This window comes from Arthrobacter ginkgonis (assembly GCF_039540195.1).
Lineage (GTDB): Bacteria > Actinomycetota > Actinomycetes > Actinomycetales > Micrococcaceae > Zafaria > Zafaria ginkgonis.
The window spans coordinates 229,641-243,615 of the sequence record NZ_BAABEO010000012.1 but is presented as its reverse complement, the minus strand read 5'-3'; the positions used below and the strand labels follow the sequence as shown (position 1 = coordinate 243,615).

The window sequence follows — 13,975 nt, the reverse complement described above, 5'->3', positions numbered from 1 at the left end:
TCGTGCTAGTTCTTCGGCTGCTGCTGGCTAGTTCTTCGGCTCCTGCTGCGCCGGGGCAGGAATCGTTCCGCCATTGAGTTCCTGCTCGGTGAACTCCGCGTCCACCGTCCGGGCCGGCACCTCCGCGACCGGCTCGTTGGCCGGGTCCTCCGCGACGGAGTTCTCGGCGGCCGGGTCTTCCGCCACAGGGTCGGTGGCCGGTTCGGCGGCGGACGCGGCGCCGGCCGCGGTTTCCCTGTCGGCAACGAGCGAGGTGGGGCTCTCCTCGGCCTTGGCCGCGGAGGAGGTGCCGGCGACCTTGAGGGTGTCGAGGTCGATCGAGGCGACGGAGCCGGGAACCACCATGCCGAGTTCGGCCGCCTTGGCCGCAACGCTTTGGGGGGCCTCCAGCTTCTGGGCCTGCTGGGACAGGGCCTCGTTCTCCTGGGTCAGCGCCTGCTCCTGGTTGCGCAGCTTGACGACCTCGTACTGCCCGCCGGAGACGGAGATGTTCAGCACCAGGACCGTGGCCAGGGCGGCCAGCATCACCCCGAAGCAGAAGACGGCGAACGGCAGCCGGCGGCCTCCCACCACGGCGGGGACAACCGAGAGGGCGGTCCGCCGCCGGGGTTCGGGCGCACCGTGCCCGGGCTCCGGAACGAGGGCGCGGGCCGTGGCCCCGTCCACCGCCGTGGCGGGAATCCCGTGCGGCACAACACGCGTCTGGGACCGGATGCCCATGGTCAGCTCCTCTTCAGGATTCGTTCGACGGCCCTCAGCTTTGCCGAGGCCGCGCGGGGGTTCTCTTCGATTTCCTGCGCCGTGGGGGTTTCGGTCCCCCGGGTCAGCGTCTTGTACTGCGCCTTGTGCTCCTCCAGTTCCACCGGGAATCCGGCGGGGGCGGAGGACCGCGAACCGGCGGCAAAGTGCCGCTTGGTGATCTTGTCTTCCAGGGAGTGGTAGCTCATCACCACCACCCTGCCCCCGACCTCAAGCGCCCCCATGGCGGCGGGGATCGCGCGGTCGAGCACGTCGAGCTCCTCGTTGACCTCGATGCGCAGGGCCTGGAAGGTGCGCTTGGCCGGGTGGCCGGCGGTGCGGGCGGCCGCCGCCGGGACGACGGAGCGGATCGCGGCGACCAGTTCCCCCGTGGTGGTGAGCGGGGCGGCCTCGCGGGCCTTGACGATGGAGGAGGCGATGCGCCCGGCGAACTTCTCCTCGCCCCAGGTCCGGATGATCCGGACCAGCTCCTGCTCGGAGTACCCGTTCACGATGTCCGCGGCGGTGGGGCCCGTGGAGGTGTCCATGCGCATGTCCAGCGGGGCGTCGTAGGAGTACGCGAAGCCGCGGTCTCGCTCGTCCAGCTGCAGGGAGGACACGCCCAGGTCGAAGAGGACGCCGTCCACCCCGGTGAAGCCGAGGTCGGCGACGACGTCGGCCACCTCGTCGTACACGGCGTGGACCAGGTCGGTGCGGCCGGCGAAGCGTTCGAGCCGGGCGCCGGCGAGGGCCAGGGCCTGCTCGTCGCGGTCCAGCCCGATCAGGTGCAGTTCGGGGAAGCGCTCAAGCATCGCCTCGGAGTGCCCGCCCATGCCCAGCGTGCAGTCGACGACGACGGCGCGGCCGCGGGCCTCGATCCCGGCCCTGATGCCGGGCTCCAGGAGGCCGACGCAGCGGTCCAGGAGCACGGGCACGTGCCGCTCACTCGCCGGACGCGACGCAACCTCGTCCCGTTCGTCGTCTGCCACAGGGCCCCCTTCCCGCGTCGTTGGTGTTCGTTCAATGCAGCGGCTTGGGCCAGATCCCCCTCCGGCCCGGCGGTGCCCCTGCCTGGCTCAGGGGAAGGTGAGCCAGGTCGGTGCCTGCCGGGCGGCTGGAGATCTCGTCCAAGCCGCCGTCCGGGCCCTTGGCGGCGGGCGCCGCTAGAAGATGCCCGGCAGTATGTCTTCGTCCGTTTCGGAGAAGGCTGCCTCCTTCTCCTCCAGGTATTCGGTCCAAGCCCTGGTGTCCCAGATCTCGGCCCGTGTTCCCGCCCCGATGACCGTGACCTCCCGGTCGAGCCCCGCGTAGGAACGCAACGGGGCCGGAATCGTGACCCGGCCCTGCTTGTCCGGCGTTTCGTCCGACGCGCCGGAGAGGAAGAGGCGGATGTAGTCCCTCGCCTGGCGGGAGGAGAGCGGGGCCTGTCGCATTTGCTCATGGACCCGTTCGAATTCCCGCTGGCTGAAGACGTAGATGCATCGCTCCTGGCCCCGCGTCAGGACCAGCCCTTCGGCCAGCTCGTCGCGGAATTTTGCCGGGAGGATCAGGCGGTGCTTCTCATCGAGCCGCGGTGCGTACGTCCCTAGGAACATGAGCACCGCCTTCTCGGTTCAAGGAGCTTTCCCGCCTCACCTTCTCCCCTGCCCTCTTCTTGGCCCCACTTTACCCCACTTCCCTCCACTGTCAACGAGATTGACAAACCGGCGCGCCGGACGGGACGGCGCGTCGCCGCACGTCATCCGCGGCTTTCCGGGCAACGGGCGGGGTGGAGGGAAGTGGGGGGACGACGGGAGGGCAGTGGGGCACAACGCGGCACCGCTGCGGGGTTGAACGGGGGGCGTTAAAACGGTGAAGGACCCGTGGAATCCACGGGTCCTTCCGGTGCTGGGGGCGTTGCTGGCGGGGCCGGGACTACTCGTCGCCGCGCCGCCGCTCGTCCCACTTGCGGTCCAGGTCGTGCATGAAGGAGGTCTTGCCCTTGCCCTTGCCCGCCTTCCGGCCGGACGAGGAGCGCATGCCCGCCTTGGACAGGGCGATGTACACGCCGGCGCACATGGCCGCAAAGCCCAGGACGCCTAACGGGATCAGTTGGCCGGAGATGCCGAACAGCAGCACGATGATGCCCGCGACGGCCACCAAGGAGCCGATCGCGATGTTGCGGGTCGAGTATCCTCCCGGGCCCGCGGCGGATTTCATGGAGGAGGCGAAACGGTGATCCTCGTGCAACTGCTTCTCCAGTTGCTCCAGGAGTCGCTGCTCGTGCTCGGAAAGCGGCATGGTCCCTTCCCCCGTCCCTTCGTTCCTTCGGTACGCCTCGATGCGGCCCTTTGGGGGTGCAACGTCCGCCTCCCCGGAAAAGTTCCCCCGGACCATGCGGCCGCACCACTACGCTCTAGTGGTTCAAGGATAGTCCCGCAGTGCCGAAGTGCGGTAGTTTGAGTGTGATATGCGGCGCGGCGCGCCCCCTCACGCGGGCCCTATGCGTCGGCCTCTGCCTGCCCCGCGAAGGGTTCCCGGCCAGCCAGCAGCGTGGCGGGCCGGACCGCCCCCTGCGGGAAGCGGGCGCGGATCCGGTCCATGGCCTCCTCCGCCTGCCGCCAGTTGCCTTCGCTGCGCTCGATGCTCAATTGGTAGCCGGTGGACTCCACGAGTTGCTCGGCGCGCACGCCGAGCAGCCGAACGGGCTGCGGCAGCGTGCCGAGGGCGTCAAGGAGGGCTTCGGCGGCCTGGTGCACGGCGGGTGCGGCACCGGCGGGCTGGGCCAGGCGGCGGCTGCGGGTGATGGTGGAGAAGTCGGCGTAGCGCACCTTCAGGACCACCGTTCCGGCCTCGCGTCCGGAGGCACGCAGGCGCTCCGCCACCCTGTGGGACAGCCGCAGCAGTTCGCGCCGGAGCGCGTCGGGGTCGGAGACGTCCCGCTCGAACGTCTCCTCGGCGCCGATGCTCTTTTCCACGCGGACCGGCTCCACCGGACGGTCGTCCAGTCCCCAGGCCAGGGCATGCAGCTGCGGCCCGTGGGCTCCGAGCATCCGCTCGAGCGTGCGGACCGGCATCTGCGCGAGGTCCGCAACGGTGGCGATCCCGGCGTCGGACAGCACCCGCGCGGTCCGCTCCCCCACGCCCCACAGGGAACGCACCGGCAGGGACTGCAGGAACTGTGCGGTCCGTGCGGGCGGCACCGCCAGCAGGCCGTCCGGCTTGGCATGGGTGGAGGCCACCTTGGCGACGAACTTGTTGCGGGCGATGCCCACGCTGGCCGGCAGCCCCAGTTCGGTCCGGATCCTGCGCCTGAGCATCTCCCCGATGGCCTGGGGGTGCCCCAGCCGGCGCAGGCTCCCCGTGACGTCCAGGAAGGCCTCGTCGACGCTGACCTGCTCCACCAGCGGGGTCACCTCGCGGAAGATCGCCATGATGCGCCCGGAGTAGTGCCGATAGGCGGCCATGTTCGGTTCCAGCACCACGGCCCGCGGGGCCATCCGCACGGCGGCGGTCATCGGCATCGCGGAGCTGACCCCGAGCGCGCGGCAGGGGTAGGAGGCGGACAGCACCACCGACCGCTCCCCCGCGTGGCCCACGATCACCTGCCGTCCGGCCAGGTCCGGGCGGGAGAGCAGCTCCACGGACACGTAGAACGCGTCCATGTCCACGTGCAGGATCGCCCGCTCCCGTGCACCGTCCGTCATGCCACCATGCTATGTCTTGCGCGGGCGGTCTGGCGCGGGCGGGCGATTGCGGGGGGCTGCGGATACAGTGGGGCTTGTAGCCCGTCCCCGCAACAGATTGACGCCATGACCGAGCACCCGCACGCCCCGCAGCCCACCACGCACACCGCCCCCAGGGCCACGGCGGCGGAGCTGTCCGCCGACTTCGCCGGCCGCGTCAATGCGGCCCTGGACTCCTTCCTGGAGGGCCAGGCAGGCACGATCGGCGAAATCTCCGCCGACGCCGTCGAGCTGGTGGGCAGCATCCGCGCGCTGGTCCGCGGCGGAAAGCGGCTGCGCCCGCTCTTCGCGTTTTGGGGCTTCCTGGGGGCCGGTGGCGATCCGGCGGACCCGACGATCGTCCAGGCCGGGGCGGCGCTGGAGCTGTTCCAGGCCGCGGCGCTGATCCACGACGACCTGATCGACCGTTCCGACACGCGCCGCGGACAGCCCAGCGTGCACCGCCGCTTCGAGGCGCTGCACCGCTCGCGTGCGTGGCACCGCGACGGGGGCCGGTTCGGCGAGGCGGCCGCGGTGCTGGCCGGGGACCTGTGCCTGTCCTACAGCGAACAGCTCTTCGGCACCATCGTTCCGGTGCCTCCGGCCGCCCGCGCGGTGTTCGACACCATGCGGATGCAGGTCATGGCCGGGCAGTACCTGGACGTGCTGGAGGAGTCCGCCGGACCCACCTACGGCCCCGAGCACGCCGTCGCCCGGGCCCGCACCGTGGTCCGCTACAAGTCCGCGAAGTATTCGGTGGAGAACCCGGTCCTGCTGGGCGGGGCCCTGGCCGGGGCCCCGGAACCGCTGCAGCGCGCCTACTCGGAGTTCGCCCTGCCGCTGGGCGAGGCGTTCCAGTTGCGCGACGACGTGCTGGGCGTCTTCGGCGATCCGGCCGAAACCGGCAAGCCCGCCGGGGACGACCTGCGCGAAGGCAAGCGCACCGAGCTGATTGCCCACGCCCTGCTGCTGGCCGGCGACGCCGACCGCGGGTTCATCCAGGAGCGGCTCGGCGCGGAGGACCTCTCCACCCAGGAGGTCGGCCGCATGTGCGCGATCCTGCGCGGCTGCGGCGCGCTGGCGGCCACCGAGGGCGCGATCTCCGAGCTCTCCGGCTCCGGCTTCGACGCGCTGGAGCGGCTGCCGGTGGCCGAACCGGTGCGTGGGGCGCTGCGCGGACTCGGGGAGGCGGCCATCCGCCGCACCTCATGAACGCCGCGCCCCCTGCCCCCTAGGGGCAGCCGGCTACCAGGCTTCGGCTACCAGGCCAGGGCCTGGGCGCGGCGGCGGATCTCCGTCTTGCGTCCCTCGCGCAGCGCCTGGATGGGCGTGCCCGGCAGGGACTCGTCCGGGGTGAACAGCCACAGCAGCAGTTCCTCGTCCGTGAAGCCGGAATCGACCAGGACGGAGATGGTGCCCTTCAGGGCGTCGACCAGGTGCCCGTCCTGCACGAACGCTGCGGGGACGGCACGCACGCGCTTGTCGCCGAGCTCTACGCGGGCGGCCACCACGGCGCGCTCGTCCAGCAGGCTGTGGACCTTCTTGATGTTGACGCCGAGCTGGTCGGCGAGGTCGGGCAGGGGCAGCCAGTCGGCCACAAGTTCTTCGAGAGTGCTCACCGCTCCAGATTGCCACATCAGGGACCCCCCATGCGCGACACACCCCCCATGTCCCTCCCGGAATACGGGTTTTCCCCGCCGGGCCCGTGGTGTACATTCACAGGAGTAACACTCGCAACTTGAGTCACACGAGTCACTTGGGCCGTCAACCCGGCCCGGGACGACGCGTGCGACGCGGCTGACGCCGCCAACACGACCAGAGGATCCGTTACATGACAGACTCCGCCATGACCGCCTCCGCACTGCCCCGTGTTCGCCAGGCCGGCCGCTCGCGCCACGGCGCCGTCGCCGCCGCGGCGATTCCCGCCGTCGTCCTGTCGGCCCTCGGCACGGCCGCCCCGGCGCTGGCCTCCGAACCGGCAGCCCCCTCCTTCCTGGCGCCCAAGGCCGCCACCGGGGCCAACATCGCCGCCGCCCAGGACCGCATCGCGTCCCACCTGGTGGCCTCCCAGGTGCCGTCCCGCGTCACCGTCGCCACCGCGGCCGCGGCAAGCGTTGTGGTGAAGTCCGGCGACACGCTCTCGGCCATCGCCCAGAAGCACGGCGTGGGCGTGGCGAGCATCGTCAAGCTCAACGGACTGGCCTCGGCCAACCGGATCTACGTGGGCCAGCGGCTCACGCTGCGCTCAGGGTCGTCCGCGACGGCGGGCACCAGCGCCGCCGCGTCGGCCGGCACCTACACGGTGGCCTCCGGGGACACCCTCTCCGGCATCGCCGCCAAGCGCGGCATGGGCCTGAGCACCCTGCTCAAGGCCAACGGGCTGAAGTCGACCTCGACCATCTACCCCGGCCAGAAGCTGAAGGTCTCCGGCTCCGCCTCGTCGGCGGCCTCCACGGGCGGCACCTCCGTGTCCGGCACCTACACGGTGGCCTCCGGGGACACCCTCTCCGGCATCGCCGCCAAGCGCGGCATGGGCCTGAGCACCCTGCTCAAGGCCAACGGGCTGAAGTCGACCTCGACCATCTTCCCCGGCCAGAAGCTGAAGGTCTCCGGCTCCTCGACGACGACGGCGAGCAACCAACTGGTGCCGAGCACCTTCCTGCACTACACCTACCCGGCGACGACGGTGGCCTCGGCCAACCGGAACAAGGCCATCCTGCTCTCCCGGAACCTGCCCAGCCGTGCGGGGATGAAGTCGATCATCGCCTCCACCGCCCGGCAGATGGGCGTCAACCCCGCGCTGGCCCTGGCCCACGCCTACCAGGAGTCCGGCTTCAGCATGTCCGCCGTCTCCCCCGCCAACGCGATCGGCGCGATGCAGGTCATCCCGGCCTCCGGCGAGTGGGCCTCCCAACTGGTGGGACGCAAGCTGGACCTGCTCAACCCCTACGACAACGCCGTCGCCGGCGTCGCGATCATCCGGGCCCTGCAGCGCACCAGCGCCACCGAGAAGATCGGCATCGCCTCCTACTACCAGGGCCAGGCCTCGGTGCGGAAGTACGGCATGTTCAGCGACACCAAGCGCTACGTCGCCAGCGTCCTCGCCCTCAAGAAGGACTTCAGCTGACCCAGGGCCGGTAAACGCAACTGGACACAAGAGCGCGGGCGAGGCATCCAATGCCCCGCCCGCGCTCTTGTGTCAGCTGCCGGCACGCCTACGGCTGGCGCGCCTCCACCGGCATGTCCAGCACCACGCGGGTGCCGCCGCCCGGCCGGGATTCCCACTCGATGGTGCCGCCGAGCTCGCTGGTGACCAGCGTGCGCACGATCTGCAGGCCCAGGCCCTCGCTGCGCGGCTCGGCGGGCAGGCCGACGCCGTCATCGGACACCGCCACGCGCAGACGGTCCGACCCGTCGGGGCCGGTGCCGCGCTCGGCGGCCAGGCTGACCGTGCCGCCCCTTTCGCGCAGGCCGTGTTCGACGGCGTTGGATACCAGTTCGTTGATCACCAATGACAGCGGGGTCGCCAGTTCGCTGGGCACCTCGCCGAAGCTGCCGGTGCGCTCCGTGCGCACCGACTGCCCGGGCGAGGCGACCTCCGCCGCGAGGCGGAACTGCCGGTCGATGAGCCCGTCGAAGTCCACGTTCTGGGTCAGGCCCTGGGAGAGCGTCTCGTGGACGAGCGCGATCGTGGACACCCGGCGCATTGCCTGTTCCAGGCCCTGCTTGCCCTCTTCGCTGCGCATGCGGCGGGACTGCATGCGCAGCAGCGCCGCAACGGTCTGCAGGTTGTTCTTGACCCGGTGGTGGATCTCGCGGATGGTCGCGTCCTTGGAGAGCAGCTCCATCTCCCGCCGGCGCAGCTCGGTCACGTCGCGGCAGAGCACCAGCGCGCCGTAGCGGCGGTTGTTGTCGCGCAGCGGGATGGCCCGCAGCGACAGGCACACGCCCTTGGACTCCAGCTCGGTGCGCCAGGGCATGCGGCCGGTGACCACCAGCGGCAGCGTCTCGTCGACCATCCGGCGGTCGGTGAGCAGGCCGGTGGTGACCTCCGCCAGCGAACGGCCCTCGAGGCTGTCCACGCCGCCGAGGCGGCGGAACGCCGAGACGCCGTTGGGGCTGGCGTACTGCACGATCCCTTCGGCGTCGAGGCGGATCAGGCCGTCGCCCACGCGCGGGGCCCCGCGGCGGGACTCGGTGGGGCTGGCGAAGTCCGGCCACAGGCCCTGGGTGCCCATCCGAAGCAGGTCCTGGGCGCACTGGCGGTAGGTCATCTCCAGCCGGGAGGGCATGCGCTGGTTGGAGAGGTCCTGGTGGCAGGTGACCACCGCCAGCGGACGGCCGTCCCGCACGAACGGGACGGCCTCGATCCGCATGGCGGCCTCGCGGGTCCAGTGGTCCTCGTCGGCCCGCTGCACCTGCCGGGTGCTCCACGCCTTCTCCACCAGCGGCTTGAGGTCGCGGCGGATCCGCTCCCCCACGAAGTCGGTGTGGAAGACGGTGTGCGTGGTGGAGGGGCGCACGTGGGCCAGCGCCACGTACGTCCCCTCCGGCGCGGGGAACCACAGCACCAAGTCCGCGAACGCGAGGTCCGCGACCAGTTGCCAGTCCCCCACCAGCAGGTGGAGCCATTCCTCATCCCCCGGAGCGAAGTCGGCGTGTTCCCGAATGGCGTCCGTGAAGATGGCCAAGTGTTACCTCCGTACGATCGATCGCAGCAGCCGCAGGGCCACCGACAGCGACGCCATGTCGTCACGTTCGAGCCTGCTGACTTCGTCGAACATATTCATAGCACGCCCCAGGCCCTCGGCGTTCCGTTCGCCCCACGTGTCCAGCCTCACCACCGGGTCGGTGGTGTCCGGAGCCGCCTCCATCGCGGCCCGGGCGATGTCCGCCACGGTCGAGTAGAGGTCGTCGCGCAGGGCCGCGCGGGCCAGCGCCTGCCAGCGGTCCTGGCGGGGCAGGTTGGTGATCCGTTCCAGCAGCGAGTCGACGCCGAAGCGGTCGAAGACCGCGTAGTACACGGCGGCGACGTCGCGGGCCGGCTGTCCGGTCTCGGCGGCCAGCCGGGCGACGTCCAGCAGCGAGAAGCTCTCGAAGGCCATCGCCCAGCGGTCGGCGACGTCCTCGGGGGCGCCCCAGCCGAGCGCCTCGGCCTTCCATTCGGCGGTGCGGGTCGCATCGCGGCCACGCAGCAGGCCGCCCAGCTCGGCCCGCAGCCCGGCCACCGTGTCGCGGTACGCGGCGATGTCCTCCCCGACCGTGCGGCCTCCCTCGGAGTGGTTGATGAGCCAGCGGGTGGCGCGGTCCAGCAGCCGGCGCTGGTCCAGCTGCATGCGGCACCACTTGTCCGTCGGGAACCCGGCCGGCAGCGCGCGCACGTCCTCGGCGAAGCCGTCCAGGTCGTAGATCTCCCGCAGCGCCACGAAGGCGCGGGCGACGGCGTGCTCCGCGGCGCCGGTTTCCTCCATGACCCGGAAGGCGTAGGTGATCCCGCCCAGGTTGACCATGTCGTTGGCCACCACCGTGGCGATGATCTCCCGGCGCAGCGGGTGGGACTGCACGTCGGCACCGAAGCGTTCGGCGATTTGTTCCGGGAAGTACCGCACCAGGGTGCCCGCGAAGTACGGGTCCTCGTGCAGGTCGCTGGCGGCGAGCGCCCGGCTCAGCTGGATCTTCGCGTAGGCGACCAGCACCGACAGCTCGGGGGCGGTCAGTTCCTGGCCCCGGGCCAGCCGCGCCTCGAGTTCCGCGTTGCCGGGAAGGAACTCGATCTCCCGGTCCAGGTCGGCGGCGACCTCCAGCCAGTCCATGAAGCGCTCGAAGCTGGGGCTCCATTCGGCCAGGCGCTGCTTCTCGTTCAGGAGCAGGACGTTCTGGTCGATGTTGGTGCGCAGCACCAGCCTGGCGACGTCGTCGGTCATCGAGTGCAGGAAGCCGGTGCGGTCGGCGGCGTCGAACTTGCCGGCCTCGACCATGCGGTCCACGAGGATCTTGATGTTGACCTCGTGGTCGGAGCAGTCGACGCCGGCGGAGTTGTCGATCGCGTCGGTGTTGAGCAGCACCCCGTTGAGGGCCGCCTCGACGCGGCCGAGCTGGGTCATGCCGAGGTTTCCGCCCTCGCCGACCACGCGGGCCCGCAGGTCGCGGCCGTCCACGCGGATGGCGTCGTTGGCGCGGTCGCCGACCTGGATGTTCGTTTCGGTGGAGGCCTTCACGTAGGTGCCGATGCCGCCGTTGTAGAGCAGGTCCACCGGTGCGGCGAGGATCGCCCGCAGCAGGTCCGGCGGGGAGAGCCGCTCGGTGCCGGCGGGCAGGCCGAGGACCTCGCGCACGGCTTCGGAAACCGGCACGGACTTGGCGCTGCGCGGGTGGATGCCGCCTCCCTCGCTGATCAGGGAGGCGTCGTAGTCCTCCCAGCTGGAGCGGGGCAGGGCGAACAGGCGCTCGCGCTCGGTGAAGGAGGCCTCCGGGTCCGGGTTGGGGTCCAGGAAGATATGGCGGTGGTCGAAGGCCGCCACCAGGCGCACGTGCCGGGACAGGAGCATCCCGTTGCCGAAGACGTCCCCGCTCATGTCGCCGACGCCAACGACCGTGAAGTCCTCCGTCTGGGTGTCCAGGCCCAGTTCGAAGAAGTGGCGGCGGACCGATTCCCAGGCGCCGCGGGCGGTGATGCCCATGGCCTTGTGGTCGTAGCCGACGGAGCCGCCGGAGGCGAAGGCGTCGCCGAGCCAGTGTCCGGTTTCGAGCGAGATCGCGTTGGCGATGTCGGAGAAGGACGCGGTGCCCTTGTCGGCGGCGACGACGAGGTAGGTGTCGTCCCCGTCGCGGCGCACGACGTCGCGCGGCGGAACCACCTTTTCGCCGTCGGGGCCGGCCACGAGGTTGTCGGTGACGTCCAGCAGCGCCCGGATGAAGATCCGGTAGGCCGCCTGTCCCTCGGCCATCCAGGCGGCGCGGTCGACGGCGGGATCGGGCAGGCGCTTGGCGAAGAAGCCGCCCTTGGCGCCGGTGGGGACGATCACCGCGTTCTTGACCACCTGGGCCTTGACCAGCCCGAGGATCTCGGTGCGGAAGTCCTCCCGGCGGTCCGACCAGCGCAGGCCGCCGCGGGCGACGTCGCCGAAGCGCAGGTGCGTCCCTTCCACGCGTGGGGAGTACACCCAGATCTCGTACTTGGGCCGCGGGAAGGGGGCGCCGCCGATCCGGGCGGGGTCGAGCTTGAACGCGAGGTGGTCGGTCCCCTGGTAGTGGTTGGTGCGCAGCGTCGCCTCGATCACCTCGGCGAGGCGGCGCAGCAGCCGGTCGGCGTCCAGCGTGGGGACCTGTTCGAGGCCGGCGGCCAGGGCGGCGCGGGCGGCCTCGACGGCCTCCGGGCGCGTGGACTCGTCCAGTGCGGGATCGAACAAGGATTCGAACAGGGTGACCAGGGCCCGCGCCGCGGCGGGGTTGGCCAGGACGGTGTCGGCGACGAAACCGTAGGAGTTGGGCACGCCCAGCTGGCGCAGGTACTTGGTGTAGGCGCGCAGCACCGCGACCTGGCGCCAGTGGATGCCCTCCTTGAGGATCAGCCGGTCGAACGGGTCCGATTCGGCGCGGTCCAGCGCGACGGCGGCCCAGGCCTCGGAGAGCAGCGTCTCGGTGCGCAGCGGGTCCACGCCCTCCGGGTAGAACAGGCCCAGGTCGTAGAGGAAGAGCTGGCGCCCGTCGCCGCGGGAGACCTCGAAGGGCTTCTCGTCCAGCACGCGCAGGCCCAGGTTGTGCAGCACCGGCAGGATCTGGCTCAGCGACACCGGTTCGGTGAGGTAGAGCTTGAGCCGGGCGTCCTCTTCGGCGTCGGCGTCCTTGGGCCGGTAGACGCGCAGGACGGGCCCGCGGTGCGCGGGGTCGTCGTAGGCGCCGAAGCGCGCGATGTCCTCGAGGGCGTCCTCGACCTCGAAGTGGACGCGGTAGGCGGGCGGGAAGGCCTCGGCCCAGCGCCGGGACACCAGGGGCGCCTGGTCCGCCGGATAGCGCCTGCGCACGACCTCGTCGATGCCCTCGGGCCAGGAACGGACGGCGCGCTCGAGGCGGTGCTCGAGCTCGGCGCGGTCGACGACGGGGAAGTCGCCGCGGCGACGCAGCCGGATGCGGTAGAACAGCCGGACCAGCGAGGACTCGCTCATCCGCACCTCGAAGTCCATCGACTCGGCGTCGTAGGCCTTGCGCAGCTCCTCCTCCACGCGCAGGCGCACGCTGGTGGTGTAGCGGTCGCGGGGCAGGAACACGAAGGCGGACATGAAGCGCCCGTACACGTCCGGGCGGACGAACAGGCTGGTGCGGCGGCGCTCCTGGAGGGCCAGCATGCCGGTGACGGTCTCGTGCAGGTCCTCCACCTCGGTCTGGAAGAGCTCGTCGCGGGGGTAGGTTTCCAGGATGGTGAGCAGGTCCTTGCCCGAGTGCGAGTCGGGGGCGAATCCGGAGGCCTTCAGCACGGCATCCACCTTGTCCCGCACCACCGGGACGCTGCGCACCGAGCGGGTGTAGGCGCCGGAGGCGAACAGGCCGATGAAGCGGCGTTCGCCGCTGACGTTGCCCTGGGAGTCGAAGCTCTTGATGCCCACGTAGTCGAGGTAGACGGGGCGATGGACCGTGGAGCGGGAATTGGCCTTGGTGATGATCAGGGCCCGGCGTTCGCGCGCCTTCGCCCGTCCGGATTCGGTCAGGTGCTGCACCCCGCCGCCGCCGGAGCGGCGCATCAGCCCCAGGCTGCTTTCCTGGCGGGCGCGCAGCACGTCCTTGCCCTCCTCGGTGGCGAGGTCGTACTCGCGGTAGCCCAGGAAGGTGAAGTTGCCGTCGTCGAGCCAGCGCAGCAGGTCGCTGGCGGTGTGCAGGTCCGGAATGGAGTCGGCGCCGTGGATCCAGCCGAGGTTGTCGGCGATCTCGTGGGCCTTGTTCCGCATGGCTTGCCAGTCCTCGACGCAGACCTTCACGTCCGCAAGGATCCGTTCGATTCCGGCGACCAGGAGTTCGGTCTGCTCCTCGTCGGGAGAGCCGCCGATCTCGATCGCGATCCAGGATTCGAGGCGGCTGTGGGAGCCGCCGTCGAAGAACTGGGACAGGTCCGCCAGCGCGGCGGTGTCGCCGCTGGCGACGGGTGCGTGGGTGGGCACCGGCCGCAGGCCGGTCAGTTCGTGGGTCTCGCGGTTGCGGGTGGCCACGAGGATCGGGTGGACCACCAGGTTGATGCCGTGCTTCTGGCGCACGATCTCGGCGGTGACCGAGTCGACGAGGAAGGGCATGTCGTCGGTGACCACGTACGCCACCGCGTTGGCCCCGCTGGGTTCCACGCTGACCACGGCTTCGCCGGGGTCTCGGGTCAGGCCAACGCGCAGGTGCGCCTCGACCCGTGCCGGCAGCTCCTCGGGAGGGTACGCCGCGGCGTCCTCCGGTGCCAGATGGCCGTAGTAGGACTCCACGAAGTCGGGAGAAAGGATGTCTGCAATGAACTGGTCCGGGGTGCGGGAACCGGTGGACATGCGCTGAACGCCTCC

At 70.9% G+C, this 13,975-nt stretch carries 10 protein-coding genes; 2 read left to right on the top strand and 8 right to left on the bottom strand.

Annotated features, from left to right (window positions below; genetic code table 11):
* Nucleotides 1–27: 27 nt before the first annotated feature.
* The 5 genes from ABD912_RS10775 to dinB form a co-directional block, all read right to left on the bottom strand.
* Nucleotides 28–720 carry a hypothetical protein gene (locus tag ABD912_RS10775; RefSeq protein WP_345150708.1) on the bottom strand — a complete coding sequence of 231 codons (693 nt, stop codon included), beginning with the start codon at nt 718–720 and terminating at the stop codon, nt 28–30.
* A gap of 2 nt (nt 721–722) precedes the next feature.
* On the bottom strand, nt 723–1,727 hold the full coding sequence (gene rsmH, locus ABD912_RS10770) for a 16S rRNA (cytosine(1402)-N(4))-methyltransferase RsmH (RefSeq protein WP_345150706.1): 1,005 nt from the start codon (nt 1,725–1,727) through the stop codon (nt 723–725).
* A 174-nt stretch (nt 1,728–1,901) separates the two neighbouring features.
* Nucleotides 1,902–2,333, bottom strand: coding sequence for a division/cell wall cluster transcriptional repressor MraZ (gene mraZ, locus ABD912_RS10765; protein WP_345150705.1), 432 nt, complete (start codon nt 2,331–2,333; stop codon nt 1,902–1,904).
* 319 nt (nt 2,334–2,652) lie between these two features.
* Nucleotides 2,653–3,018 (bottom strand): DUF3040 domain-containing protein, encoded by a 366-nt coding sequence (locus ABD912_RS10760; protein ID WP_345150703.1) that lies wholly within the window; start codon nt 3,016–3,018, stop codon nt 2,653–2,655.
* Between the two features lie 200 nt (nt 3,019–3,218).
* A complete protein-coding gene (dinB, locus tag ABD912_RS10755; protein WP_345150701.1) occupies nt 3,219–4,424 on the bottom strand; it encodes a DNA polymerase IV in 1,206 nt (401 codons plus the stop codon).
* Between the two features lie 105 nt (nt 4,425–4,529).
* Between dinB and ABD912_RS10750 the strand changes: the two genes are divergently transcribed.
* Complete coding sequence (locus ABD912_RS10750) at nt 4,530–5,654, top strand: polyprenyl synthetase family protein (protein WP_345150699.1); 1,125 nt, start codon at nt 4,530–4,532, stop codon at nt 5,652–5,654.
* A 47-nt stretch (nt 5,655–5,701) separates the two neighbouring features.
* Here ABD912_RS10750 and ABD912_RS10745 read toward each other — a convergent pair whose 3' ends face one another.
* Nucleotides 5,702–6,061, bottom strand: coding sequence for an Rv2175c family DNA-binding protein (locus tag ABD912_RS10745; RefSeq protein WP_345150697.1), 360 nt, complete (start codon nt 6,059–6,061; stop codon nt 5,702–5,704).
* Between the two features lie 212 nt (nt 6,062–6,273).
* Between ABD912_RS10745 and ABD912_RS10740 the strand changes: the two genes are divergently transcribed.
* Nucleotides 6,274–7,569 (top strand): LysM peptidoglycan-binding domain-containing protein, encoded by a 1,296-nt coding sequence (locus ABD912_RS10740; RefSeq protein ID WP_345150695.1) that lies wholly within the window; start codon nt 6,274–6,276, stop codon nt 7,567–7,569.
* Nucleotides 7,570–7,657: 88 nt separating this feature from the next.
* Here the strand turns inward: ABD912_RS10740 and ABD912_RS10735 are convergent, their stop codons facing one another.
* Nucleotides 7,658–9,133 carry a sensor histidine kinase gene (locus ABD912_RS10735; RefSeq protein WP_345150693.1) on the bottom strand — a complete coding sequence of 492 codons (1,476 nt, stop codon included), beginning with the start codon at nt 9,131–9,133 and terminating at the stop codon, nt 7,658–7,660.
* A 3-nt stretch (nt 9,134–9,136) separates the two neighbouring features.
* A complete protein-coding gene (locus tag ABD912_RS10730) occupies nt 9,137–13,960 on the bottom strand; it encodes an NAD-glutamate dehydrogenase (protein ID WP_345150691.1) in 4,824 nt (1,607 codons plus the stop codon).
* Nucleotides 13,961–13,975: the final 15 nt, after the last annotated feature.

Excerpts from the sequence above, each read along its gene's own strand:
- ABD912_RS10740 (WP_345150695.1), top strand. The coding sequence starts at position 6,274 with ATGACAGACTCCGCCATGACCGCCTCCGCACTGCCCCGTGTTCGCCAG.
- mraZ (WP_345150705.1), bottom strand. The coding sequence starts at position 2,333 with ATGTTCCTAGGGACGTACGCACCGCGGCTCGATGAGAAGCACCGCCTG.
- dinB (WP_345150701.1), bottom strand. The coding sequence starts at position 4,424 with ATGACGGACGGTGCACGGGAGCGGGCGATCCTGCACGTGGACATGGAC.
- ABD912_RS10730 (WP_345150691.1), bottom strand. The coding sequence starts at position 13,960 with ATGTCCACCGGTTCCCGCACCCCGGACCAGTTCATTGCAGACATCCTT.
- ABD912_RS10750 (WP_345150699.1), top strand. The coding sequence starts at position 4,530 with ATGACCGAGCACCCGCACGCCCCGCAGCCCACCACGCACACCGCCCCC.
- ABD912_RS10775 (WP_345150708.1), bottom strand. The coding sequence starts at position 720 with ATGGGCATCCGGTCCCAGACGCGTGTTGTGCCGCACGGGATTCCCGCC.
- ABD912_RS10760 (WP_345150703.1), bottom strand. The coding sequence starts at position 3,018 with ATGCCGCTTTCCGAGCACGAGCAGCGACTCCTGGAGCAACTGGAGAAG.